At 32.1% G+C, this 26,853-nt stretch carries 25 protein-coding genes; 17 read left to right on the top strand and 8 right to left on the bottom strand.

The genetic code is table 11. The features are described 5' to 3' along the window. Positions 1-198: 198 nt before the first annotated feature. Genes mntC through ACW5YJ_RS13120 form a run of 3 tightly spaced genes read right to left on the bottom strand, consistent with a single transcriptional unit; the run spans position 199 to position 2,706 of the window. Positions 199-1,128 carry a manganese ABC transporter substrate-binding lipoprotein MntC gene (gene mntC, locus ACW5YJ_RS13130; RefSeq protein WP_017722626.1) on the bottom strand — a complete coding sequence of 310 codons (930 nt, stop codon included), beginning with the start codon at positions 1,126-1,128 and terminating at the stop codon, positions 199-201. Beyond that, positions 1,125-1,958, bottom strand: coding sequence for a metal ABC transporter permease (locus ACW5YJ_RS13125; RefSeq protein ID WP_017722625.1), 834 nt, complete (start codon positions 1,956-1,958; stop codon positions 1,125-1,127). Before ACW5YJ_RS13125 ends, mntC begins: the two co-directional genes overlap by 4 nt. 25 nt (positions 1,959-1,983) lie before the next feature. Next, a complete protein-coding gene (locus ACW5YJ_RS13120) occupies positions 1,984-2,706 on the bottom strand; it encodes a metal ABC transporter ATP-binding protein (protein WP_017722624.1) in 723 nt (240 codons plus the stop codon). A 120-nt stretch (positions 2,707-2,826) separates the two neighbouring features. Between ACW5YJ_RS13120 and ACW5YJ_RS13115 the strand changes: the two genes are divergently transcribed. Next, complete coding sequence (locus tag ACW5YJ_RS13115; RefSeq protein WP_017722623.1) at positions 2,827-3,471, top strand: metal-dependent transcriptional regulator; 645 nt, start codon at positions 2,827-2,829, stop codon at positions 3,469-3,471. A 187-nt stretch (positions 3,472-3,658) separates the two neighbouring features. On the opposite strand, the gene ACW5YJ_RS13110 is transcribed toward ACW5YJ_RS13115, so the two are convergent. Further along, positions 3,659-4,408 carry a M50 family metallopeptidase gene (locus ACW5YJ_RS13110; RefSeq protein WP_119603710.1) on the bottom strand — a complete coding sequence of 250 codons (750 nt, stop codon included), beginning with the start codon at positions 4,406-4,408 and terminating at the stop codon, positions 3,659-3,661. Positions 4,409-4,645: 237 nt separating this feature from the next. Between ACW5YJ_RS13110 and tarA the strand changes: the two genes are divergently transcribed. Then, the gene (tarA, locus tag ACW5YJ_RS13105) at positions 4,646-5,392 is read left to right on the top strand and encodes an N-acetylglucosaminyldiphosphoundecaprenol N-acetyl-beta-D-mannosaminyltransferase TarA (RefSeq protein WP_017722621.1); all 747 of its coding nucleotides are present in this window, start codon (positions 4,646-4,648) and stop codon (positions 5,390-5,392) included. Between the two features lie 300 nt (positions 5,393-5,692). On the opposite strand, the gene ACW5YJ_RS13100 is transcribed toward tarA, so the two are convergent. The 3 genes from ACW5YJ_RS13100 to tagH all read right to left on the bottom strand — a co-directional run bounded on the left by ACW5YJ_RS13100 (position 5,693) and on the right by tagH (position 8,347). Continuing rightward, on the bottom strand, positions 5,693-6,727 hold the full coding sequence (locus ACW5YJ_RS13100) for an NAD-dependent formate dehydrogenase (RefSeq protein ID WP_107551211.1): 1,035 nt from the start codon (positions 6,725-6,727) through the stop codon (positions 5,693-5,695). A 296-nt stretch (positions 6,728-7,023) separates the two neighbouring features. Then, positions 7,024-7,383 (bottom strand): Na-translocating system protein MpsC family protein, encoded by a 360-nt coding sequence (locus ACW5YJ_RS13095; RefSeq protein ID WP_107545834.1) that lies wholly within the window; start codon positions 7,381-7,383, stop codon positions 7,024-7,026. 169 nt (positions 7,384-7,552) lie between these two features. Next, positions 7,553-8,347, bottom strand: a complete 795-nt coding sequence (gene tagH, locus ACW5YJ_RS13090; RefSeq protein ID WP_017722618.1) for a teichoic acids export ABC transporter ATP-binding subunit TagH — start codon at positions 8,345-8,347, stop codon at positions 7,553-7,555. A 397-nt stretch (positions 8,348-8,744) separates the two neighbouring features. On the opposite strand from tagH, the gene ACW5YJ_RS13085 reads away from it, so the two are divergent. The 4 genes from ACW5YJ_RS13085 (at position 8,745) to tagD (ending at position 12,544) form a co-directional block, all read left to right on the top strand. Next, positions 8,745-9,545 carry an ABC transporter permease gene (locus ACW5YJ_RS13085; protein WP_017722617.1) on the top strand — a complete coding sequence of 267 codons (801 nt, stop codon included), beginning with the start codon at positions 8,745-8,747 and terminating at the stop codon, positions 9,543-9,545. 361 nt (positions 9,546-9,906) lie between these two features. Next, positions 9,907-10,998 carry a teichoic acid glycerol-phosphate primase TarB gene (gene tarB, locus ACW5YJ_RS13080; protein ID WP_119603711.1) on the top strand — a complete coding sequence of 364 codons (1,092 nt, stop codon included), beginning with the start codon at positions 9,907-9,909 and terminating at the stop codon, positions 10,996-10,998. Continuing rightward, a complete protein-coding gene (locus ACW5YJ_RS13075) occupies positions 10,995-12,053 on the top strand; it encodes a glycosyltransferase family 2 protein (RefSeq protein ID WP_457338270.1) in 1,059 nt (352 codons plus the stop codon). Before tarB ends, ACW5YJ_RS13075 begins: the two co-directional genes overlap by 4 nt. 92 nt (positions 12,054-12,145) lie before the next feature. Continuing rightward, positions 12,146-12,544, top strand: coding sequence for a glycerol-3-phosphate cytidylyltransferase (gene tagD, locus ACW5YJ_RS13070; protein ID WP_017722614.1), 399 nt, complete (start codon positions 12,146-12,148; stop codon positions 12,542-12,544). A gap of 411 nt (positions 12,545-12,955) precedes the next feature. Here the strand turns inward: tagD and pbp4 are convergent, their stop codons facing one another. Continuing rightward, on the bottom strand, positions 12,956-14,251 hold the full coding sequence (pbp4, locus tag ACW5YJ_RS13065; RefSeq protein WP_017722613.1) for a penicillin-binding protein PBP4: 1,296 nt from the start codon (positions 14,249-14,251) through the stop codon (positions 12,956-12,958). A 236-nt stretch (positions 14,252-14,487) separates the two neighbouring features. On the opposite strand from pbp4, the gene ACW5YJ_RS13060 reads away from it, so the two are divergent. The 11 genes from ACW5YJ_RS13060 (at position 14,488) to ACW5YJ_RS13010 (ending at position 26,738) form a co-directional block, all read left to right on the top strand. Then, the gene (locus ACW5YJ_RS13060; protein ID WP_457338269.1) at positions 14,488-16,206 is read left to right on the top strand and encodes an ABC transporter ATP-binding protein; all 1,719 of its coding nucleotides are present in this window, start codon (positions 14,488-14,490) and stop codon (positions 16,204-16,206) included. A 389-nt stretch (positions 16,207-16,595) separates the two neighbouring features. Continuing rightward, a complete protein-coding gene (locus ACW5YJ_RS13055; RefSeq protein ID WP_107551214.1) occupies positions 16,596-17,825 on the top strand; it encodes a NupC/NupG family nucleoside CNT transporter in 1,230 nt (409 codons plus the stop codon). A 583-nt stretch (positions 17,826-18,408) separates the two neighbouring features. Then, positions 18,409-19,245 carry a YitT family protein gene (locus tag ACW5YJ_RS13050; RefSeq protein ID WP_017722610.1) on the top strand — a complete coding sequence of 279 codons (837 nt, stop codon included), beginning with the start codon at positions 18,409-18,411 and terminating at the stop codon, positions 19,243-19,245. Positions 19,246-19,583: 338 nt separating this feature from the next. Further along, the gene (locus tag ACW5YJ_RS13045) at positions 19,584-20,387 is read left to right on the top strand and encodes an ABC transporter ATP-binding protein (RefSeq protein ID WP_119603713.1); all 804 of its coding nucleotides are present in this window, start codon (positions 19,584-19,586) and stop codon (positions 20,385-20,387) included. Between the two features lie 9 nt (positions 20,388-20,396). Further along, on the top strand, positions 20,397-21,398 hold the full coding sequence (locus ACW5YJ_RS13040) for a FecCD family ABC transporter permease (protein WP_119603714.1): 1,002 nt from the start codon (positions 20,397-20,399) through the stop codon (positions 21,396-21,398). Further along, entirely contained in the window at positions 21,395-22,411 is a 1,017-nt protein-coding gene (locus ACW5YJ_RS13035; protein WP_017722607.1) for a FecCD family ABC transporter permease, read from the top strand. Before ACW5YJ_RS13040 ends, ACW5YJ_RS13035 begins: the two co-directional genes overlap by 4 nt. A gap of 269 nt (positions 22,412-22,680) precedes the next feature. Beyond that, complete coding sequence (dhaK, locus tag ACW5YJ_RS13030) at positions 22,681-23,646, top strand: dihydroxyacetone kinase subunit DhaK (protein WP_171914428.1); 966 nt, start codon at positions 22,681-22,683, stop codon at positions 23,644-23,646. 34 nt (positions 23,647-23,680) lie between these two features. Further along, positions 23,681-24,259 (top strand): dihydroxyacetone kinase subunit DhaL, encoded by a 579-nt coding sequence (gene dhaL, locus ACW5YJ_RS13025; protein ID WP_107551218.1) that lies wholly within the window; start codon positions 23,681-23,683, stop codon positions 24,257-24,259. Further along, a complete protein-coding gene (gene dhaM, locus ACW5YJ_RS13020) occupies positions 24,259-24,621 on the top strand; it encodes a dihydroxyacetone kinase phosphoryl donor subunit DhaM (RefSeq protein ID WP_017722604.1) in 363 nt (120 codons plus the stop codon). The genes dhaL and dhaM overlap by 1 nt, the downstream gene beginning before the upstream one ends. 155 nt (positions 24,622-24,776) lie before the next feature. After that, on the top strand, positions 24,777-25,277 hold the full coding sequence (locus ACW5YJ_RS13015) for a hypothetical protein (RefSeq protein ID WP_017722603.1): 501 nt from the start codon (positions 24,777-24,779) through the stop codon (positions 25,275-25,277). A 393-nt stretch (positions 25,278-25,670) separates the two neighbouring features. After that, positions 25,671-26,738: a YkvI family membrane protein gene (locus ACW5YJ_RS13010; protein WP_107551220.1), complete on the top strand. Its 1,068-nt coding sequence runs from the start codon at positions 25,671-25,673 to the stop codon at positions 26,736-26,738. Positions 26,739-26,853: the final 115 nt, after the last annotated feature.

Below are 26,853 nucleotides of genomic sequence, written 5' to 3'. Positions count from 1 at the left end.
TTTGTTTAGAAAAATATAATTATGTACTTTATTTAAAAGTATTATAAAAATCTCCATCAATGGGGGGAGGAACCAGCCATTGATGGAGTTAGGGAGATGATTTAAGGCTTGAATACCACCATGCCGTACGCAATTAGGAGGAAAGCTGTACGGCATGGGACTATTCACCTATTATCTAGGTTAAATAGCCCAAACCATTTATTCCATGCTTCCGTGAACAGTTTCGATATTTGACTTCATCATATTGTAATAAGAATCACCTTTTGATCCTTCTTGACCAATTGAATCAGTAAATACTTCACCGTATATATCTTTATTAGTTTCTTCACTTAAGCTTTGCATACTCTTCTTATCTACGCTTGTTTCAACAAGAAGATGTTTTAAGTCATGATCTTTTACGAATTGAATCGCTTGTTTCATTTGTTCTGGCGTGCCTTGTTTTTCAGTGTTTATCTCCCAAATATAACCTGGTGTAATATCATATTGTTTAGAGAAATATTTAAATGCACCTTCACTTGTAATCATGGCTCTCCGATCTTTTGGTATATCATTGAATTTTTCATGACTCTCTTTATTTAACTCTTCTAATTTAGCGATATAATCTTTGCTGTGCGATTTGATATCATCATTATGTGCTTTATCGTGTTTAAGTAAGGTATCTCTAATTGTTTCTACGTATTTTATTCCATTTTCAAGGCTTAACCAAGCATGTGGGTCTTGTTTACTTTCATCGCCTTCAGCATCGTTTAAGTATAATGGTTTTACTTTGTCAGACACTTTTACCACACTGTCATCTTTTGCTGACTTACCAGCTTGAGATAAGGCTTTATCAAACCAACCATTACCTGTTTCTAAATTTAAGCCGTTATAAAAAACGATATCAGCATCAGTTAACGCTTTAATATCTTTAGGCTTAACTTCGTATTCATGTGGATCTTGGCCTATTGGTACGATACTGTGAATTTCAACGTTTTTGCCGCCAGCGTTTTTAACCATGTCATATAAAATAGAGTTTGTTGTTACAACTTTTAATTTTTCGTTAGAATTTGAACCTGAGTCATTCTTGTCGTTACCACAGGCTGCTAAAAATAGTAAAAATATTAAAGCGAGTGATAGTAATTTCTTCATGTTTGTTGTCCTCTCTTTTTAAAAAGTTCTAATTTAGTTAAAGCAAAAATAACGATATAAATTAAGAATGCGAAGAATACAATCGTTGCACCACTAGGGATGTTATAAACGTAGCTGAAATATAGTCCGACAATAGCACTTACAGTACTAATTAGACTAGCCACAATCATCATGGTATGTAATTTTTTAGAAATTAAAAATGCGGCAGATGCTGGTGTTATAAGTAAAGCTACCACCAGTATAATACCGACAGTTTGAATGCTTGCTACAGTTACAAGAGATAGTAATAGCATTACAAAGTAATGAATTAATGTTGTATTTAGGCCACTCATTCTGCTGAATACTGGATCGAATGTTGAAACCATTAAAGGTCTATAAAAAACAATAATTAATAACATTACTAAAACTCCAACAACGATAGTTGACCAGAATGTGACTTGTGTAACTGCGAGTAAATTACCGAATAAAATATGATATAAATCGGTAGTACTATTGATTAAACTGACTAATATAATACCCAAAGCTAAAAATGCAGTATAGCTAATGCCAATAGCTGCGTCGGATTTGGTTTTACTATTTTTAGTAATAAAACCAATAAAAATACTTGCCACCATCCCAGTTGCTAAAGCACCAATAAACATAGGTATATTGAATAAAAATGATAATGCTACACCTGGTAGTACGGCATGGCTCATGGCATCTCCCATTAATGAAAGGCCTCTAAGAACAATAAGAGAGCCGACTGTTCCGCATACAATACCTACAACAATTGAAATAATTAATGCATTACTTAAAAATTTATAATCGAGTAATTGTTGAAAAAATTCCATTATAAGTTACGTCCTTTCTAAAATACTAGGCAGTTTCATGTTGTGACGGAGCACTTATAAATGTGTTGTTTAAATGCTCAGGTTTCATAGCAGTGCTGCTGTCCCCAAAGTAACGAATATTTCTGTTTAAAAGAATTACGCGATCAAAATATTCATCAGTTTTTGATAAATCATGATGTACAATGAGCAGTAATTTTCCGGATTCTTTTAGAATTCGTAATTGTGACATAATGATTTGTTCACTGTGAAAGTCAATTCCAACAAAAGGTTCATCTAGTAAGTATAATGTGCTATCAGTCATTAAAGCGCGAGCTACTAGCACACGTTGTAACTGTCCACCACTTAGTTCTGAAATTTGACGATGACGTAAATCTTTTAATTCTAAGGTATCCATTAATTGATTTAATCTTTTTTTTGTTTCGGGATTTACCCATTTAAACCACCCTATATCTTTATATGCACCTGACATGACCACATGCTCCACATTAATAGGAAAATCTAGGTCAATATGCGCTTTTTGTGGGATATAAGTTATAGATTTTAAATCATTTTGTATGGGAGAACCATTTAATTGGGCTTTGCCTGTCGATTTAAATTCTCCGATAAGAGATTTAATTAAAGATGATTTCCCAGCTCCATTAGGACCCATAATCCCGATTATTTCACCATTAATGGGGATGGATAAATTAACATTTTGTAGAACATGTTTATTTCCTAATGTAAGATTCAAATTTTCAACTTCTAGCATTTTCATCCTCCTTAATAATAATTTTAGGTTAACCTAATTTCATTTATAATATACCATGAACTTTTAGCGTGTCAAGTCGATTCGTGATACAATAAGATGAATGACTTGAGAGGTGAGATAATGCTAACTGAAGAAAAGGAAGATTATTTAAAAGCAATTTTAACGCATGATGGCGACCATTCTTTCGTTTCAAACAAAACACTTTCCCAATATTTAAATATTAAACCACCTTCTGTAAGTGAAATGGTTAATCGTTTAGAAAAGTCGGGATATGTAGAAACTAAACCTTATAAAGGTGTGAAACTTTCTGAAACGGGTTTAACTTATACTTTAGATATAATTAAACGTCATCGTTTATTGGAATTATTTTTAATAAAAATTTTGCAATATAATTGGGAAGAAGTGCATCAAGAAGCAGAGGTATTGGAACATAGAGTATCTCATTTGTTTGTTGATCGTTTAGATAAATTATTAGATTACCCAATAACGTGTCCTCATGGGGGCGTAATACCAAGAGAAAATCAATATAAAGAACTATACACAACGAATCTATTGTCTTTTGAAACTGGTGATATAGTAACAATTAAAAGAGTACGTGATAGAACGGACTTATTAATTTATTTATCAAGTAAAGCAATTTTAATAGATGAGCAAATAGAAATTATCAATAGAGATGATACCAACAAAGTCATTATTGTTAAAAAAGGTGATCAAGTTACAGTATTAAGCTATGATAACGCAGCACATATCTATGCAGAAAAATGATGCTGCAAATTGAGCTTTGACATGTGCTGTATTCAAAAAAAGCACCTCCACTTTATGAAGGTGCTTAAACTATCGTTAATGATACCCCCTCCAAGTAATCATAAAAAAATGAAAACTTTGGAGGGGGTTTATTTGCATATCTCATGAAGGCGTTTATCTAGTTTCTGATACCAATCTAACTAGGTTTTTAGGTTGTAAAATAAACATGAAACAATTGATAAATAGTAAATAAATTGATTGCTATCCAAATAATACTAAAAATGAATGTAGGTATATAAGTTAATGATTTAAGAGTTGAGCCATCCCAAGTAACTGATTGGTGTGAAAATGTTAGTTTAAAAATAGTCCATGAGGATTGTATAACCTCGCCTAAAAGTACACCTAGAATGAAATGATAGGTGATTGCTACAATGTAAAACATCATGAGTTGATTATCGCTTTGGAATAAGAAATAAAGCAAAGTAAATAACAATATTACAATGATAATTGGCAATAGTTTTCTGGAAGTTAATATTAAAAAATATATAAAAATGATTAAGTATGCCGTAATAAATAAACTAGGATACTGTGAATCTAGTGCCCAAAAACCAATAAATAACATTAGTGGTGGCATAACATACCCGCCAAAAGTGGTAATGGATTGTCCTAAGCGTGATTTGGATTGAGTAATGGCGAAACCTTGTTGAGAAGTCTCGATACGTTCTGAAGGTGAGGAAACAATCACTAAATCTTTAGCTTTACCGCCACTTATTTTATTAAATAAGATATGTCCGAATTCATGTGTTAATACGGGGATGTAATTTAAGTATATATCTAAAATTTGATTTATTGGTTTGTTGCGATAAGAATGAATCAAAACATATATTAAAGCTATCAACACGACCCAGTATAAATTGAGTTGTATTAAAGAGCTAAAAAATGATTGTAAATATGACATAATATAACCTCGATTTTAGTTTTCAATAAACGCTTTTATAGAAAGTAAAAACAGTCATAGCGCAATATTAAGTATAAAGTAAATTTTGAAATAAAGCATTTGGACTTTGGATGTAGATTTTGAATAAAAAGATGATTAGTATCTACTTATATTATATGGAGGAATCATAATGTGTTAATATAACAATCATAAACTATAATGATAAAGCGCTATAAATGAGTTAGGAGATTCTAAAACATGACGGGAAGCAACAAAGCAAATAAAGTAAATGTGTTATCTGTATATTTTGATAACGTTACTCTAGAGGAAATGCAAGACAATATTAAACAATTTTTCTTAACATTAAGTTCTAGAAGTTTGTTTATTGTAACTGCAAATCCTGAAATTGTAGATTATGCTACGGAGAATGAGAATTATAGAAATTTAATAAACCGTGCAGATTATGTAGTGCCGGATGGGACTGGCATCGTTAAGGCAGCGAGAATACTTAATACGCCTTTAAAATCCAGAGTTCCAGGTATTGAATTGATGGAAGCATGTTTAAAAATTGCTAATGTAAATCAACAAAAAGTATTTCTACTAGGTGCTGAAAATGATGTTGTTAAAACGGCGCAACATAAACTAGCTGAAAAATACCCTAATATTATTTTTGATTACCACCATGGTTTTTTTGATTTATCAGATGAGATGGTATTAAAACAAGTAACTTCTTTTGATCCGGATTATGTGTTTGTTGGTATGGGTTATCCAAGACAAGAACAGTGGATAGAACGTCACTTAGATCAATTTAACCAAACAGTGTTAATGGGGGTAGGTGGATCAATCGAAGTATTCAGTGGTGCAAAAAAACGAGCACCTATGGTATTTAGGAAGTTAAATATTGAATGGATTTATCGCTTGTTAATTGATTGGAAGCGTATAGGTAGAATGAAATCGATACCTAAATTTTTATTTAAAGTAGCTAAAGTTAAATTTAAAAAATAGTGAAAAAGGATTGGGACAGAAATATATTTTATTTAAAAATATTTCGTCATCTTTTCCTATAAAATGATTAAGGCTGAGACAAATTTTAATTGTCTCAGCCTTTTCTGTCGTATGATCAGTTTAAACATTACATATGCTTTAGTTAATCAAAATAGATTTAATATTAGTAGTTAACTTTGATTTAATCGTTATTAATATTATACATTATCTTTAAAGTGTGGGATTTAGATGTGGATATTAATTTAAAATAATACATTTCTACTAATTAGAATATCTGATATATCTGTTATTAATTGGTTATTACTTACTTTTATTGCTCTTATAACTAGCGCTTGAAATTTTACCGCCGGAAACAATTATATCTTTATCTTGAAACGGTTCATTGTTAAAGAAGCGATTTAAAATATCTTTTACACCTTCTTCAATTCGTTCTTGTGCTTCTAAAGTCATACCAGAATAATGCACTGTCATTGCATTTCTAGGCATAGTTCTCCATGAATGATCAGCTGGTGCTGGCTGCGGGTACCATACATCTCCAGCATATCCTTGGATGTGTTTTGCAGTTAAAAGTTCTACTAAATCATTTGTGTTTACAATTTTACCACGTGCAGTATTTACTAGATAACTACCAACTTTCATACGGCTTAATACATTATAATCAAATAAATTGTCTGTATCTGGTGTTAAAGGTGCATGTATTGTAAGTGCATCGCTAGTAGAAACAAGTTCATCAAAATTAACAAATTTAGAATCTTTGTTATCTTTTTGGTTAATTGGATCATAATGTTGAATTTTAACGTTAAATGGTGCAAGTCTTTCAGCAACAAGTTGACCAATTCTACCAAAACCGAAAATACCTATTGTTTTATTTTGTAATTCGTGTGCGTGGTTTCCAACTTTAGATAAATTCCACTCACCTGCAACAGACTGACGATGTCCTTCTTCGTAGTTACGTAATAAAATGAGAAGATCCATAACTGCATGTTCAGCTACACTAACGGTATTACTACCAGTTACTTCAACTACGCCGATATTGTTTTCACTAGCAGCTTGTAGATCTATGTGATCAGAACCTACACCAGCAGTAATCGCTAATTTTAAGTTTGGTGATTTTTCTATACGTTCTTTTGTCATGTATGCTGGATAGAAGGGCGCGCTAATTACAACGTCCATATCTGATAAATGCTTGTCTAAGTCCGCGTTATTATCTGTTAATATAACGAGTTCGTGTCCTTTTTCTTCTAAAAATGGAATTAAACCGATTGCTTTCTTAGTGTTTAATAATTGGTTTTCTTGGCCCTCTATATACTCTGGGAATAATGCTACAATTTTCATAATATACACTCCTAATTTTTTTTATTGAGTTATTTCTATGATGAAAAGCACTTATTACGTTGAGTGATTCATATTTAAATGAATCAAAAAAAGTACTTGATGGATTTGTATAAACCACCTCCTTGAATGTTAATACGTTCAGTGAGGGGAGTAACAAATACAGCACCAAGTACTTTTTGACAATCCCTTTAATATTTATAACTTTTTAATATTTACTCAATACATTGTATGCATTAGTAACTTATAAAAAGTTGAAGTAAATTATAAATGATAATGATATAGTTAGTTTTTAAAATCTATTCAATATTTTGATCGAAAACAAATATAGAAACAACTTCGTCGTCTTCTAAAGAGAGGTCGGTAAATAGTTTAACGAATTTTGCTCCGACAAGTTCTTCCATTTCAGTTGGTGGACTTTGTTTATATAATGCTTTTACTTCTTCAGTCCTTCCATATTTAAGCATACTCTCTAAATCTTTATTACGCAAATAAAGATTTTCAACTTTGCTTAAACTACCGGTCATGTGAACTACAGCCCAATTGTCTTTAAAGAAAACTTTAACAGTCTCTGGACCCTTGCCGATATAAGTTTTTCTATAAGCACGAACTAAATTAGCGAATGCCTGGGTTTTATTATTTTTTTCTATGATATTCACCCCATTTGCTAAATAATATTTATTATTATAGACACATAAATATATGGTAACGCTTTTAATATACTTTGAAAAGTGCTTTGTTTGTAATTCACTAATTCAAAAGTTTATAAAGTATAAAAAGCCCTAGCACTGAATATGAAATCAATGCTAGGGGGTATCACGTTTTATATTATTTTACGACAAATCTAGAATTGTCTAAATCACTTCTGAATTTCTTTTGTTCTGCTTTAGAACGTTTTTTAAAGTCATTTAAGAATTTTTCATATTCAGGCAATACTTTATCTAATTCACCGAATTGTTTCAGTTTGCCAGCTTCTATCCAAGCAATCTTAGTACAGAATTCTCGTACTTGTTTCATATTATGACTCACAAAGAAAATGGTTTTACCTTGTTCTTTGTATTCAAAAATTTTATCTAAACATTTTTGCGCGAAAGTTTGGTCACCGACGGATAAAGCCTCATCAATAACAAGGATATCTGGGTTGGTTGTAATGTTAATTGAGAAACCTAATTTAGCACGCATACCACTAGAATATTTTTTAACAGGTTGGTATATGAATTCTCCTAATTCACTGAATTCAATAACTTCAGGCGTTAATTCTTTGATTTGTTTTCTAGTGAACCCCATACATAACATTTTGAACTCGATATTTTCAATACCTGTTAGTTGTCCATTTAGTCCTGCGCTAATTGCAATCACACTTACATCACCATCACGCTTAATACCACCATCAGTAGGAGATAGAGATCCACCAATCATATTGCTTAAGGTAGATTTCCCTGAACCATTGATACCAACTAATCCAATCACATCGCCCTCATATGCTTTCAAGGACAAGTTATCTAAGGCGTAAAATGTTTTGTTTTTATGAAAAGGGAGTAAGACATCCTTTAAACGTTCTTTGTTATTACGATAAATACGATACTCTTTAGTTACATTTTCAATGTTAACGGATACATTCATAATTTTACCTTCCTTGTTTACAGATAGTACTATTATATTATACATTATATTAGTTGTTAAATTTATAAACCTATTGTAAAGTAAGTGAGTATAATTTAACGGAATTAATGCTTATACAGTTGTTAAATTTTACTGAATTAAAATTATAAAATCAACTATAACGACAAAATTAAAAAATATATAAAGTGCGATAGCTATTATTTAGACTTATATCAACTATCTATATTCATTATTCAGTATACAAGAGATTCAACTTTTTAACACTTTTTTAAATAACTATTTCCGAAAGTCACTGAAAGTTGTTATGATAGTTAATAAAGCGTATATTGAAATTGAATATAATAGTGTCATAAGTAAATTGTGATAAGCAAATCGATTGAAAGTGTGGTTTATTTAAATGAATGCAGTATGGGTAGTATTTAGAGAGCATTTTAAAAATTTCTATCTAATACAAAGACTAGCACAGTTCCAAGTGAAGATTTCTAATACAAATAACTATCTAGGTATGGCTTGGGAGTTAATTAATCCAGCTATGCAAATCATGGTTTATTGGTTTGTATTTGGTCTTGGTATTAGAAGTAACAATCCTATAGATGGTGTGCCATTTATTTATTGGTTACTCGTAGGTATCAGCATGTGGTTCTTTGTTAACCAAGGAATTTTGGAAGGTACTAAATCAATAGCAACAAAATATAACCAAGTAGCGAAGATGAATTTTCCGTTATCAATCATACCTTCTTACATAGTAATGAGTAGGTTTTACGGTCATCTTGCACTACTTGTCGTAGTCATTTTACTATGTATGTTGGCAGGTTACTATCCAACGATATACACGTTGCAACTTTTCTTATATGTACCATTTGCATTAATATTAACAACTGCAATAGCGTTATTTACATCAACGTTAGGAGTGCTTGTAAAGGACACACAACAGGCAATTCAAGCGCTCATGAGAATGGTGTTCTTTGCATCATCTATTTTAATTGTACCTCCAGAAGGCATTGTAAAAGATATAATGAAATTAAATCCAATATATTATCTAGCTGAAGCATATCGTTCTGCTGTGTTACATAAAGAGTGGTATTTTATAACGCATTGGGAACTGACATTGTATAATCTATTAATCATCTTGTTCTTATTTATAGTAGGTTCGATTATGCATATGCGTTATAGAGATCATTTTGCAGACTTTATGTAATGGAAATATTGGAATGACTACATTTGAGTAGTGTTGTAATGGGAGTAGGGCAGAAATCAATTTTTTTAAAATGATTTCTGCATCTGCTCCCTTTTTTATTTTCTACTAAAATTAAAAGTTGTTAAATAGAGTAGTGTTTATAGTTAACGTTTTGTTATAGAACTGGTACGATACCTAAATAACATAAAACTTTAGCTGGTAAACATAAATTTTAAAATCATGTGAGTTTATGAATGAAAGTAAAATACGTTTTTAAAGATGTGTTGATGTTATATTATATAAAAGGTTTTTCTATAACTTTTTATGTGGGGTAGATATAATAAAAGCTAAAGTAGTTAATAATTAACGGCGGTGAAATGTATTGAGACAAATTATAAAAAAGCTTTATATCATTATCATTAGCTTTTTGAATATGATATATCGAAAGAAAAAAGTTCAAAGTGACCAAATTGTGTTGATGATGACTTTTGCTGAAGATGTGTTACCTATTATTGAAGCGTTAAACCGTAAAGGATATAAATTGACAGTTATTGGCACAGAAAAAAATCGTAAATATATCCAACATTTAGAGAATACAGTGTTTTTACCTGCAGGAAATAAACAAGTATTTAAGCATATCAAAGCGTTGAGTAGCGCAAAGGTGATTGTAATAGACACTTATTATCTGATAATGGGTGGATTTAAGAAGAAAAAACAGCAAACTGTCGTACAAACATGGCATGCGGCAGGCGCATTGAAAAATTTCGGATTTACAGATAGACAAGTTGACTTATCAAATAATAAAATAGTTCAACAATATAAAAAAGTTTATGACGCAACAGATAAGTATATTGTTGGTGGTGAACCAATGGCAGACTGCTTTAAAGAATCATTTGGGGCAAATGAAAAACAATTTTTAAGAACGGGATTGCCTAGGTTGGTGCCATACACAAGGTTGGACGTTGAACAAAGACAACAAGAATTGAAACAACAATATGGGATAAACGGCAAGGTAGCTGTTTATGTACCTACCTATCGAGAACACAAGCAGGCTAACCGTCAGATAGATAAACAGAAATTTGAAGCAAAGTTACCAGAGTATACTTTATTGAGCAAATTACACCCATCTATTGCCACAGAGCAACAGACGACAATTAACTTGCAATCATTAATGATATTAGCAGACGTGATTATTAGTGATTACAGTTCACTAGCAATTGAAGCGAGCATATTAAACAAACCCACGCTTTTTTATGTTTATGATGAAGCGGATTATAGTCGCACCCGTGGATTAAATGTATTTTATGAAAAAATACCTAAGGCATATAAAGCATATAATGAGGATGAATTAATGCATAAGTTACATGAAAATAGTTACGCGACAGCACTATTATTTGAAGATTGGCATAAATATAATACGAAAGATAGTTTGACGAGCATAATTAATGAAATTGAAAAGATGGTGAAAAAATGAAAATTTCAATAATCATTCCTGTGTATAATGCTGAAGACACAATTCGAAGAGCAATTGCATCGATTGATACAAAGCAAAATTATGAAATTATATGCATCAATGATGGTTCGGAAGATGATAGTAAGTTTGTATTAGAACAATTGCAAAAAGAATATAAAAATATAACGATTATCAACCAAGAAAATCAAGGTGCAGCAGTTAGTAGAAATGTTGGTATTGCTAATATGTCAGGCGATGTTTTTATGTTTTTAGATGCTGACGATGAATTCTTACCTAGTAGAATAGATTTTATGGCTGATTATTATCAACGAGATGAAAATGTAGATATTGTTATCGGACAAATTGCAAGGGAAAACAATGGTGACTGGCAAACCATTTATTCTCATGAAGTAATCAAGAAATTAGATACTGTAAATATTGCTCAATGTCCTGAAATGATGCAATCAATTGGTCCTGGTGCCAAAATGTTTAGCGCAAAATTTGCTGATTTAAGATTCGATGAAGACGTTGTTTTTTGTGAAGAACATACCTTCATTATCCAAGCATATAAAAAGGCACGAGATATTCAATTATTGCCAGATATCGTTTATGGATATAATGAGCAAGCTGGTTCAGTAACTGATCAACTTGCGAATCAATTTGAATCTTATATGCGTGATGCAGAAAAAGTTAGAACACGTGTAATGGATACATTATTGCTAAGAGAAGCAAGAGTCTATTATAGTTACCGTATGGATGAATTGATTGTAAGTTATCTGATTCAAGCATACGTCAGAGAGCATAAAACCGTTACACAACAAATGTTAGGTCTTGTTATCTCATATATTAAAGAAATGCAAAAAACAGATTATGCTGGGGAAGCATTATTTAGAATAATTAAAGTGATTGAACAAGGTAGTGTGAAATGGAACAAAGCTTTATATTATCAATGGAGAGATGCATTGTTAAGCGTTGGTATTGGGAGACCTAATTATTATCGTTTTAAAGTGGAAGTGCTACCGAGACGCGCAAAATTTAGAGGTAAAATGAAATTAAAACAAATTTTGAAAAGATGAAAATTATCAGAATTCGTAAACTAAGATTTAATATGCTATAATTTTTAAAAATGTAAATATTAAATTAATATTTTGTTAAGGAGCATATGCTAATGAAACGAGTTATTACTTATGGAACATATGATTTATTGCATTATGGCCATATTGAATTATTAAGAAGAGCTAGAGAAATGGGCGATTATTTAGTCGTGGCACTCTCAACAGATGAATTTAATCGAGTTAAAAATAAAAAATCTTATTATAATTATGAACAAAGAAAAATGATGTTAGAATCAATTAGGTATGTCGATCTTGTTATCCCTGAAAGTGGTTGGGGACAAAAAGAAATTGATGTTGATCGATATGAGATAGATACATTTGTTATGGGCCACGATTGGGAAGGTGAATTCGACTTCTTAAAAGATAAATGTGAAGTTATTTATCTAAATCGTACTGAAGGTATCTCTACGACTAAAATTAAAAAAGAACTTTATGGTGACAATGAAAAATAGCTTTGCTATTTTATAAATGATTTATTGCGAAGTGATTTGAGTAGCTAGGTTACAGAAATACGGGATTGATAACCGTTGATGTGATCTAGCTTATTTTTGTTATTGTTTGTTAATTTACATTTAAGACGTGTATTTAGTATCAACTGTTTAAAAGGTTTATAAAGAATCTGTAGGGACTGCGAACGGGCATTTAACGCTAATTATTTCTCTTCACGACTCATTTAGTTTTGTTGTTAAAATAAATGAGGATGTGAAAACAAAATCAAAAATTCGATTTCATCTTCACACCCTCAATATGTTTGAGCAGCTACTACCTAGTTAAGGGTAGTAGTAATATTAAGTTTACTTTGCGTGAGTATAACTTTAATTGAATAGCAGGGCTTAATAATGTAACAATCACTTGAACGATTATTATTTCTTATTAATTGATTTTTTTCTGATTAAATCAATGATTAGATAGATAATGATTGCGATTGCTGCAATAATTAGAATTGTACCTAATAAAGTTAGTATTGGATGCTCATCCCAAGATGATTTTACAACTGTTGTTGCTTGATGAACGAGTGGTTTGTTGACATCAACTGAAGGGGGACCATATTTACTACTAATAAACTCGCGGTCATATTCAATATGTGCTTTGTTATCTTCAATTACAACTTTATAGTCTTTTTTATCAAAATCTTTTGGTAACACATCGTAAAGATCTTTTTCTACAAAATACGTTTTCCCATTAATTTTTTGTTCACCTTTTGACAATACTTTTTCATATTTATACTGGTCGAAAGACATGTTCATTAAAGCATTACCTATCATGTTACGCTGCTTTTCGCCACCAAGTTTATCGTAATTACCTGCACCCATAATAGCTTGGTTAATTCTAAAGCCATCACGTTTCGTTGTTATTGTATGGTTATAGTCAGCAACATCGCTTGACCCCGTTTTCAAACCGTCAGTACCTTCTAAACTCATATCTGCACCTTCAAGCGAATGGTTGAAGGTGTAATATGTCACACCGTGTTGTGTAGGTGCTAGTTGCTTAGTGAAATCTAATATTTTCGGTGTGTCTTGAACGGCACGTTGCGAAAGTATACCGAAGTCTTTGGCAGTAGATGTATTATCATTTTCATTTTTATATTTTTTAGGTACAAAGTCACGAAGTTGGTGATTTTCTGCACCTGTTGGATTTACAAAATGCGTATTTTCCATTCCTAATGCTTTTGCTTTTTTATTCATTTTATCAGTGAAGTCAGAAAGATTGCCTGAAACTTCTTTTCCTAAAATGAGTGCAGCTGCATTACTTGAGTTTGATACCGTAATTTGAAGTAATTCCTTAATTGTATACGTTTCGCCAGGGTATAACTTGGTATTGCTTAATTCTGGTAAGGTGGACATACGATAGTGTGTATCTGTAATTTTTACTTTATCGTTTAAAGATAACTCGCCTTTATTGACTGCGTTAAGCGTAAGATACATGGTCATAAGCTTAGTCATTGAAGCAGGGTACCACTTTTTATTCATGTTGTATTGATAAAGTAGCTGACCCGTTTGTGCAACATTTACTGCACCCTCAGGTTGATAGGCTTCAGATACATTATAACCATATTGATTTGCTGCTTGTGTGGGTGTAACAGTTTCAGCTTCAGCAAAGGGTGTTATAATTGTACCGACGAAGAGTACAGTTATAAATGTCAAAATTAACTTTCTCATAATTACATTCCCTCTTAATATTTTGAGTTTTATTGCAATAGAAATATTTTAGCATATTGTAAAGTTTAAATAAAATACATTCATGAAATTGTTGTAATTATTGCATTGTTAAAAATGATTGTAAAAAATAAAATTGTGTTTGCTTGGAATTTAACTCATTAACTATTATAATGTTATTCTGCTCAGATTGATTTTTAGCATTAGCTTAAAAATATAAAAATAGAAGAGGTAAAAATATGAAGCAAGAAAATCCATTATTCTATTTATTTAAAAAACTGTCATGGCCAGTTGGCCTTATCATTATTGCTGTATTTATTTCTTCATTGGGTAGTATTACTGGGCTTCTAGTCCCACTATTTACTGGGAAACTGGTAGATAAATTTTCCTTTGACAATATGAACTGGATGTTTGTTGCAGGCTTTATTTCAATTTTTATTGTTAATGCATTACTTAGCGGTGTTGGTTTATATCTGTTAAGTAAAATTGGGGAAAAGGTTATATACGCAATTAGATCTGTTTTATGGCATCATATTATCCATTTAAAAATGCCATTTTTTGATCAAAATGAAAGTGGCCAATTGATGAGCCGACTGACGGATGATACGAAAGTCATCAATGAATTTATTTCTCAAAAACTTCCTAATTTATTACCGTCTGTATTAACAATTTTAGGTTCGTTGGTTATGTTATTCATTATGGATTGGAAAATGACATTAGTCACATTCATCACTATTCCAATTTTTGTGTTAATTATGTTTCCATTAGGTAAAATTATGGAAAAGATTTCTAAAAAAACACAAGCTGAAATTGCTAATTTTAGTGGCTTGTTAGGTCGAGTTTTGACAGAAATGCGTTTAGTGAAAGTTTCACATACAGAAGACTTAGAACTGAATAATGCACATAAAAACTTAAAAGAAATTTACTTTTTAGGATTAAAACAAGCTAAAATCACCGCAGTAATACAGCCTATTTCAGGCGTGATTATGTTACTTACAATCGCAATTATATTAGGGTTTGGTGCGATTAGAATTTCCACTGGTGCAATCACAGCAGGTACATTGATTGCTATGATTTTCTATGTGATCCAATTATCAACGCCACTGATTAATCTTTCAACGCTTGTTACAGATTATAAAAAAGCTGTAGGCGCAAGTGGCCGTATTTATGAAATTATGGAAGAGCCTACGGAAGCATTTCATATAGAACAAGAAGATGAGATTACTGATGGTAGTTTGGTATTTGAACATGTTGACTTTAAATATGGAGTTAAACCAATTCTGAGTGATGTTAATTTTGAAATACCACAGAGTAAAGTTACTGCATTTGTAGGCCCTTCAGGGTCAGGAAAGAGTACTATTTTTAATATTATTGAGCGGATGTATGATGTTGAGCAAGGTGATATTAAATATTGTGATAAGTCCATTTATGACATTGGGTTAGGTGACTGGCGTGATAAAATAGGTTACGTAATGCAATCAAACTCAATGATGAATGGTACTATTAGAGATAACATATTGTATGGTATTAATCGTGAAGTAAGTGATGAGGAACTTATACATTTTGCGAAATTAGCGAACTGTCATGAGTTTATAGAACAATTTGAAGATGGCTACGATACGATGGTTGGCGAACGAGGATTGAAATTATCTGGTGGTCAACGTCAACGTATTGATATAGCTCGTAGTTTTGTCAAAAATCCAGATATTTTATTATTAGACGAAGCTACAGCTAATTTGGATAGTGAAAGCGAAAGAAAGATTCAAGATGCGCTAGAAGAATTAATGGAAAACCGCACAACTGTAGTTATTGCGCATAGATTATCTACTATTAAAAAAGCAGAGCAAATTATTTTCGTAGATGCTGGTAAAGTAACTGGTAAAGGTACACATCAAGAATTGATTATGAAACATGAGAAATATCAACAATTTGTAAACACACAGAATTTGACGAAATAAGAAAAAGAGTAAAAAGTAAATTATAGTTGTGTTTATGTAGGCGTTTTCATACCGAAAGACGAATGTTTGATTTTAGATTATGTACAAAAAGTGATGTTTGTCGAACTATAAAATTGTTATTTTATATAAAGTACATGCATGCTATAATTATTGTGAATTATTAATAAACAGTGTTTTGAGAAAGTATAAATTGATTACAAAAATGAATTAACAAATCTAGGGATTAGGAATAATTAAGGTAAATGCAGGATTTAATGCTGTCTATGAACGTTTGATTGTTTATGTCAGTAATATGCATTTACCTTTATTCTTCTGAATACATAGCTACATAAATTACTTTCAAAAATTCATTGTTATCAATGATTTTAATAAGAAATGGTGGGTGTATTATGTTTTTAGTGATTAACATAATTGGATTGTTTGTGTTTTTAGGGATTGCAGTATTATTCTCTCGAAGCAAAAAGGATATTCAATGGAAATCAATAGCAATATTAGTTGTATTAAACTTATTTTTAGCTTGGTTCTTTATGTACTTCCCGTGGGGGAAAACTGCAGTACAAACATTAGCTAATGGTATTTCTTGGGTGATTGATTCAGCACATGCAGGTACAGGGTTTGCTTTTTCTAGCTGGGTAAAACCAGGCGCAATGGATATGGCAGTTAGTGCATTATTCCCAATATTATTAGTTGTTCCGTTATTCGACATTTTAATGTATTTTAATATTTTACCTAAAGTAATTGGTGGTATTGGTTGGGTTTTAGCAAAAATCACACGTCAACCAAAGTTCGAATCATTCTTTGGTATTGAAATGATGTTTTTAGGTAATACAGAAGCATTAGCAGTTTCGAATGAACAATTAAAACGTATGAAAGAAACTCGTGTGTTAACGGTGGCGATGATGTCTATGAGCTCTGTATCTGGGGCTATAGTAGGGGCATATGTCTCTATGGTTCCTGGTGATTTAGTATTGACAGCTATTCCATTAAATATAATCAATGCGATTATTATTTCATCTATATTGAATCCGGTTACGGTAGAAGAAAAAGAAGATATTATTTACACTATTCAAAGTAATGAATTAGAACGTCAACCGTTCTTCTCATTCTTAGGTGACTCAGTATTAAATGCAGGTAAATTAATCTTAATTATTATAGCATTTGTTATTAGTTTCGTTGCGTTATCAGATTTAATTGATCGATTGATTAATTTACTTACCGGCATCATTGGTGGTTGGGCAGGTATTAAAGGTAGTTTTGGTTTAGATCAAATACTTGGTGTGTTTATGTATCCATTTGCGTTATTGCTTGGTTTACCATGGGATGAAGCTTGGATTGTTGCACAACAAATGGCCAAAAAAATTGTCACTAATGAATTTGTTGTCATGGGACAAATTAAAGATGTTGTTGAATCTTATTCGCCACATAGACGTGCAGTCATTACAACATTCTTAATTTCATTCGCGAACTTCTCGACAATTGGTATGATTGTAGGTACTTTAAAAGGAATCGTAGACAAGAAAACATCAGATTTCGTATCACAATATGTACCGATGTTATTACTTGCAGGTATTTTAGTATCGTTGATGACTGCAGGATTTGTTGGATTATTTGCTTGGTAAATTATAAATAAACATTAAACTTAAGTTGTATGCTTATTTTTTATTGGAACATGTTAAATTACTAGACGTTTAAAAGTGTTTGTCACGCTTTTGAATGTCTAGTTTTTTTGTTCCTTATTAGACGCAACATTATAGTTTGTTATAAATTAAATTCCTAGCCATCAAACATTATAGTTATAAAATAAAAAGCAAAAAAATAAAGCCAAGTAATTGAAGTGAGGAGACACATTCATCATTACTTGGCTTTTACGGGAAATGAATTAACTGTATATAAATAGTAAGGACTAGGTACTAAGTATATACTCGAGCAAAAATTGTTTTGTTTGTTACTATAAACAACACAAAGGAGATGGCTTCTTATTGGCTACCAATAAGAAGATAAATTTTATTATATCAAAGAGATATTAATAAGTAAACAGAAATTTCAGAATTTTTAAAATTAACTAATTTTAATTAAATATATAGGAATTACAATACAAAATAAATTTATTATATAAAGGGTTTTCTGTATATTCGTGTTGTAGTATTTCCGATAATTTGCTAACATTCAATTGATTAGTGCAAATTCAAGGGGGTCGTGTGGGTGAACAAAACAGTGCGAGATTTAATATTAGTTGTTTTTGGATCGTTCATTTTTTCAGCTGGGGTGAATACGTTTATTATATCTGCTGATTTAGGTGAGGGAGGAGTGACTGGTATAGCGATCGTACTTTACTATGCTTTTCACATTTCTCCAGGTATTACAAACTTCGTATTTAATGCCATTTTAATTGGGATAGGTTATAAATTTTTAAGTAAACGAAGTATGTATTTAACTATTATCGCAACGATTTTAATTTCTATCTTTTTAGAATTAACTGTAAGTTGGGAAATTGAAACAGGCAATATATTGGTTAATGCAGTATTTGGTGGTCTTTGTGTGGGGCTAGGTATAGGTGTGATTGTGCTTGCAGGTGGTACTACAGCAGGGACTACAATTTTAGCTCGAATCGCTAATAAATACTTAGACGTTAGTACACCTTATGCGTTACTATTCTTCGATTTAATTGTTGTAGCTATATCACTGACTGTTATTCCAATTTCTAGTGCACTGGTTACTGTGATTTCATTGTATATCGGTACGAAAGTAATGGATTACGTCATTGAAGGTTTAAATACGAAGAAAGCAATGACAATTATTTCAAGCAAGCCTGATGAAATTGCTAAAGTAATTGATGAACAAGTAGGACGTGGGCTTACCATTTTAAATGGCCGTGGCTATTTTTCAAAAGAAGATAAAGATATTTTGTATGTTGTTATTACTAAAACACAAGTAACAAGAGCCAAGCGTTTAATAAGAAAAATCGATGATAACGCATTTTTAGTTATTCATGATGTACGAGATGTATACGGAAATGGTTTCTTAATCGATGAACATTAAGATAACACAATGTAAAGTTGAATAATAAAGTTGCCTAATTTATTTGGAATATTTCCATAGTGAATTAGGCTTTTTATGATAGAAAAAAGTTAAACAAATCATATAGCGAATTAAGATTTAAAAATGTTATTTTATGAACATAAAGCCTATAAAGATAACGAAATATGAAGGTCTGTTGAAAATAATTAATAGTCAATAGGTGTAAAAAATGATATAATACCATCTATGATAATGATTATCATTTACTTGAGATAATTAGAAAATTTAACATGACTTAATATAAATTAATTGGGAAAATATACGATGTTATGCTTATTAATATAGGAAGAAGGGGAATTATGAATCGCTTAAAAGGAGAACAGGTCACTATAGGTTATGGAGAAAATATTATTGTGGATAACTTAGATGTTCACATTCCTGATGGCAAGATTACCTCAATTATAGGACCAAATGGTTGTGGTAAGTCGACGTTACTTAAAGCGTTATCACGACTACTGCCAATTAAAGGTGGAGAAATCCAATTAGATAACGAAAACATACACTCACAATCTACGAAAGAGATTGCTAAAAAAATTGCAATTTTACCTCAATCTCCAGAGGTTGCAGATGGCCTTACAGTTGGTGAATTAGTATCATATGGTCGTTTTCCACATCAAAAAGGTTTTGGACGTCTATCTGCCGAAGATAAAAAAGAAATAGACTGGGCAATGCGTGTTACAGGTACTTACGATTTTAAATTACGACCAATAAATGATTTGAGTGGAGGACAACGACAACGTGTATGGATTGCAATGGCGTTAGCTCAGCGTACAGATATTATATTCTTAGATGAGCCAACAACATATTTAGACATTTCGCATCAGTTAGAGATATTAGAATTAATTACACAGCTCAATAAAGAACAAGGCTGTACTATTATTATGGTATTGCATGATATTAACCAAGCCGTTCGTTTTTCTGATCATTTAATCACTATGAAGAATGGTGATATTATCGCTAATGGTGATACTGAGGAAGTATTAACTAAAGACATATTAGAAAAAGTATTCAACATTGATGTTGAAATTAGTACAGACCCAAGAACTGGCAAACCAATGTTAGTAACTTACGACTTGTGCAGAAAAAGCTATTCAGAAGTTTAGGGGTAAATTATGACTACTAAGAAAAAAGGGAAGTTAAGTTTTACAGCAACTTTTATAATAGCTGTATTATTATTAATCGGCGCACTCATCATTTCTATATTGTTCGGAGATGCCAAAATTCACTTAAGCACAATTTTTGAAGCGGTGTTTAATTACGACTCTAAAAATCAACAGCATAATATTATTAGTGAGATTCGTATTCCAAGAGATATTGGAGCTATATTAGTAGGTGTTGCGTTAGGTACTTCAGGCGCTGTTATCCAAGGTGTGACTAAAAATGGTTTAGCTGATCCAAGTCTTATAGGATTAAACTCTGGTGCATCATTTATGCTAGCGCTTACGTTTGCATTTTATCCTACTGCACCATTCCTTGTGATGATGTTCGCTGGTTTTATAGGTGCGTTGATGGGTGGCTTTATTGTTTTAATGATTGGAAGGTCAAGAAGCGACGGGTTCAATCCTATGAGAATTATTTTGGCAGGCGCTGCTGTTAGTGCATTGTTAACCGCGTTAAGCCAAGGTGTTGCGTTATTATTTAGACTAAATCAAAGTTTAACGTTTTGGAGTGCTGGTGGTGTATCTGGTACAACCTGGAACCAATTAGTTTGGGCAGCGCCGTTTATCATCATTGCTCTTGTTATTATCATTTCAATGAGTAAGCAATTAACAATTTTAAATTTAGGTGAAACATTGGCTAAAGGTCTAGGGCAAAACGTTGCGTTTACGCGAGCTATTTCACTGATATTATCTATGGTTTTGGCTGGTATTGCAGTTGCAATGGTTGGTCAAATTGCCTTTGTCGGTCTGATGGTGCCGCATATAGTGAGATACTTAGTGGGCACGGACTATGCTAGAGTGATACCTTTAACTGCTGTAGTCGGTGGTTTGCTATTACTAGTAGCAGATACGATTGCACGTATGTTAGGAGAAGCCCCAGTAGGAGCCATCATTTCCTTTATTGGTGTACCTTACTTCTTGTATTTAGTTAAAAGAGGAGGTCGCTTCTCATGATAGATCCAAAGTTAAGATATAAACAATGGCTTACGATGCTTATACTCACTATTCTAGTCTTGTTAGCGTGCGCATGGAGTATTACTTCTGGAGAATATAAAATGTCTGTAGAGGCATTTTTCAAAACGTTAATTGGCCAGGGCGAATATACAGACACATTGATATTGATGGAATTTAGATTGCCGCGTATGATTATTACAATACTAGCTGGTGCTGCTTTAGCCATGAGTGGTGCAGTCATACAAAGTGTAACGAAAAACCCACTTGCAGAGCCTGGTATATTAGGTATTAATGCCGGAAGCGGCTTTGTAATTGCTTTATTTATAGTGGTAGGCCAGGTAGACGCGGGTAATTTTGTGTATGTTTTACCATTTATTAGTATGGTAGGCGGTGTTTTAACAGCACTTATTATTTTCTCGTTTAGTTATAATAAAGGAGAAGGTATTACTCCAGCGAGTATGGTACTTGTCGGCGTGGGAATGTCTACTGCACTTAGTGGTGGGTCGTTAACACTAATGTCCACATTTGACGAAGACCAATCAGAGTTTATAGCTTCTTGGCTTGCTGGTAATATTTGGGGTGATGAATGGGCGTTTGTTATAGCCTTTTTACCATGGGTTATCGTATTAATACCATTCTTATTATTTAAAGCGAATGTGCTAAATTTATTGAACACACATCAGTATATTGCTCAAGGTGTCGGTGTGAAGATAGGGCGTGAACGGATTGTCTTATTATTAGTGGCAGTTGTGTTATCATCAGCAGCTGTTTCTGTAGCTGGTGCGATTGGATTTATTGGTTTGTTGGGACCACATATTGCTAAGTCGATTGTTGGCCCAAGACATCAATTATTCTTACCGATTTCAATACTAATAGGCGCCTTTTTACTTGTACTAGCAGATACTATTGGTCAAGTTATACTACAACCTTCAGGTGTTCCAGCAGGTATTGTAGTTGCTATTATAGGTGCCCCTTATTTCTTATACTTAATGTATAAAACAAAATCAGTATAATTTATTTAAGTGTAAAATTTTCGCTTTACGTAGTGTTTATAAAATTGAAAAAAACCGAGGCAAGGAAGCATGAGATACATTTATATCTCGTGCTTTTTTGCGCTTACTCATCTTTGCTAACAGTGCTTTGCTACTATAAATAACTTTTAGAAATTATGAGTAATGTTTTAATTTTTCCCATACAAATGAAATTAGCATTCATATGTTAGCGTTTGCATTTGTGTGTAGGGTATACTATAACTGAATAGTTTAAATAGGAGGTCGTTATTATGAAAAAATTAATTAAACAAAAGACGAATTTTTTGAATGATATGTTGGACGGGCTTTCAAAAACAAACAAACAAATAGAAATTATTTCAGACACAGTCGTAGTTAGAAAGAATAGAAAAGAACAAGGAGTTTCTTTAGTTTCTGGTGGTGGAAGTGGGCACGAACCAGCTCATGCGGGTTATGTTGCCAATGGTATGTTAGACGCTGCAGTTTGTGGAGAAGTATTTACTTCACCGACGCCAGATAAGATTCTTAGTGCCATAAAAGCTGTTGATAATGGCGATGGTGTATTGCTTATAGTAAAAAACTATGCCGGTGATGTTATGAACTTTGAGATGGCTCAGGAAATGGCAGAAATGGAAGGCATTCAAGTAGAAACTGTCGTTGTAAAAGATGATGTTGCAGTGGAAGATGAGGCCCAACGTCGAGGTGTAGCAGGTACAGTTATTGTTCATAAGTATGCAGGACATTTAGCGGAAAAAGGGCTGTCATTGTCAGAAATAAAAGAAAAAGTAGAAGGTTTATTACCTCAAATAAAAAGTATTGGTATGGCACTAACAGCACCTATGGTTCCCACTACTGGACAATATGGATTTGATATTGAAGAAGATGAAATGGAAATTGGTGTAGGTATACACGGTGAAAAAGGATTGTCTAGAGAAAAAATTGAACCCGTAGATCAAATTGTAGAGCGATTAATTCAAGTTTTACTTAAAGAGGTTGAATCAGATGAGCTTATCGTAATGGTCAACGGCATGGGGGCAACGCCTTTGTCAGAACTTAATATCGCTGCAAAATATGTCGATGAAAATTTAGAACAAAAGAGCAAATCGATTACTCATTGGTTAGTCGGAGATTACATGACTGCATTAGATATGCAAGGTCTATCATTAACATTTGTGCCATCTTCAGAAGAATTGTTAGAAGCGTTAACTGAAACAACAGAAAGTTTATATTTCCATTAAAAATAAAATGATTATTGAAAGGAGAGAAAGATAGATGAATATCGGTGAACTAAAAGAAAGATTATTAAAATTAGTAGATGTGTTTGAAGAAAAAGAAGAATTATTAACAGAATTAGATAGAGCAATCGGTGATGGCGACCATGGCGTGAACATGGTTAGAGGTTTCAAAGCGTTACCAAATAATATTGATGATAGTTCTATGCAAAGTTTATTGAAATCTACAGGTATGACACTTATGTCTAATATTGGTGGTGCTTCTGGTCCATTATACGGTTTTAGTTTTGTAAAGATGTCACAAGTAGTATCAGATGAAATAGGAAGTTCGAATTTGAAAGAACTCTTAAAAACTTTTTCAGAGGCAATTGCTCAAAGAGGTAAAGTAACGTTGAATGAAAAAACTATGTATGATGTAATTGAGCGTGCAAACCAAGCTTCACAAAATGATGAAATATTAACAATTGATGTATTACAATCCTACGCAGATTTAACAAAAGATATCGAAGCAACTAAAGGTAGAGCGGCATATTTCAAAAAAGATTCCTTAGGACATGTTGACCCTGGAGCTCAAAGTAGTGTTTATATATTGAACGCATTGATTGGAGATGACTCGTAATGACAAATATAGTAGTAATTAGTCATAGTAAAGAAATTGCAGAAGGTACAAAAGCACTATTAAATCAAATGGCCGGCGATGTTAACGTCATTGTACAAGGTGGCGTTGATGGTAAAATTGGTACATCGTATGATCATATTCAAGCATTAATAAATGAATTAACAGATGATGCATTGTGTTTTTATGATATAGGTTCTGCTGAAATGAACTTAGATTTAGCGATTGAAATGTATGAAGGTAACCAGCGTATTGAAAAAGTAGAAGCGCCAATTGTTGAAGGTAGTTTTACTGCAGCTGTGCAATTATCAGTTGGTAAATCCATAGAGGAAACTTTAGGAGAATTAAATAAAACGTTTGGCTAAATAATGTTATTTGTTTTACTATGTTAAATATAAATTAAAATGAAGTTCTCAACTAATATAACAAAAAACTTCTTTTTTATAGGAATATTTAATTGAATTGTGGTAAAATGAAAATTAATTGTAATAGAAATCTGGATATCTAGGAGGACATTGCCATGAAAGATTTAATATTAAAACATGTCTTAAACGGCGAATTTGAGTCAGTCAAACGTTTAATGTCCCAAACAGATTTTATGGAATTTGAAGAAGTATACATTTCAAGCGCACATGAAGCTGAAAACATTATGTTTTATACATGTATTTTAGATATGATGAAAGTAGAAGAAACTGCAGAAATGCATGATTTAGCTTTTCTATTATTAGTCTATCCATTAAGTGAACTTCAGGGTGCTTTAGATTCTGCGTATTACCATGCAGAGTCATCCATAAAACTTACTGAGGGCAAAGAAGTAAAAAGTTTGTTACAAATGTTATTATTACATGCAGTTCCTGAACCAGTCATTTCTGATAAAAAGGCATTTGAAATTTCTAGACAAATACTTAAATTGGACCCAACTAACAGTGTTGCGCGTAATGTACTGAAAGAAACAGCCAAACGTATGGATAACGTAGTTGTTGACTTTAATGAACTTAATCGTTTTAAAAATGCACACTAATTATAAAATTATCATAGTTGAGTAATCATATTATTAGAACTTGACAAAATAACACATTAAAGTGATTTATTAAAGAATCGAAATATACATGTTAAAAGGTGTATCTATTTTGATTCTTTTTCTTTTATTTTTTGCAATTTTACACATTGTTGAAGCCTAACTTTAGTAATGTATAAAATTGCAAAAATTAAATTAAGATAACCATAAAAATGCAATGGCTACATTAAGGTTTGTTATATTTAAAGAATATAATGAATGATTAAAAACGATATTCAACTTATTTGTTATTGTTGAGAGCAATTATAAGTGTAAAATTTTATATTGTGTAGTTGCAAAAAATAATCAGTAAGTTATAATAATGCAATGTGTTAACTATGAGGAGGTTAAAATAACATGGGGTTGAATAAAGAAGCTATAAAAATTGGTTTCGCTTATGTCGGTATCGTTGTAGGTGCTGGCTTTTCAACAGGACAGGAGGTTATGCAATTTTTCTCACCATATGGCCTATGGTCATATATTGGGGTTATACTTTCTGGTTTAATATTAGGCTTTATAGGTCGACAAGTTGCAAAGATTGGTACTGCGTTTGATGCGCAAAACCATGAGTCAACATTAGACTATTTGTTTGGCGATAAGTTCAGTAAGCTTGTAGATTATTTGCTTATCTTTTTCTTATTTGGCATTTCAGTCACAATGATTGCTGGAGCAGGATCGACATTCCAAGAAAGCTTTAATGTGCCAACATGGTTAGGTGCATTGATTATGGTTATTGCAATTTATATTACATTATTGATGGATTTTAATAAAATTGTTAGAGCATTAGGCATTGTTACACCATTTTTAATTATTTTGGTTGTAATCATTGCTGCGTATTATCTTTTTAATGGTAGTATTTCGATAGGTAAAGTAAATGAAACTGTACCAGAAGCTAGCTTATGGTTAGGTATATTGAAAGGAATTAATTATGGTGGACTTGCGTTCGCAGTAGGCTTTAGTACGATTGTTGCTATTGGCGGTGATGCTTCTAGACGTAGAGTATCCGGAGCTGGGGCATTATTTGGAGGTATTGTTTATACAATATTATTAGCGTTGATTAACTTTGCGTTGCAGTCTGAGTTTCCAAAGATTAAGGATGCTGATATTCCTATGTTGACATTAGCAAATAACATAAGTCCTTGGATTGCACTTATACTATCAGTTATTATGTTAGCTGTTATGTATAATACAATTCTTGGTTTAATGTATTCATTTGCTGCGAGATTTACAGAACCATATAGTAAAAAATATCATATATTTATCGTAGTTATAATGGTTGTAGCTTACGGTTTGAGTTTCGTAGGTTTCGCAGGCTTGATTAATTTCTTATACCCGATAATGGGTATTGTAGGACTTGTTGTTGTAATCGGCGTACTAATTAAATACTATAGCAGAAAACGTCAAAACAAAAAGTTCATAGCATAAAGTATTCATGGTATTAAAATAAGAAATAAAAACTCAGTTTGTACAAATTGTACAAGCTGAGTTTTTAATAATCTCGATAATTTATAAACACTACTGTGCAATAGTTAATTATGGT

The organism is Staphylococcus sp. mip270_02 (assembly GCF_054031535.1).
Note: the sequence above shows the minus strand (reverse complement) of the source record. Positions and strands in the feature narration are given on the sequence as shown.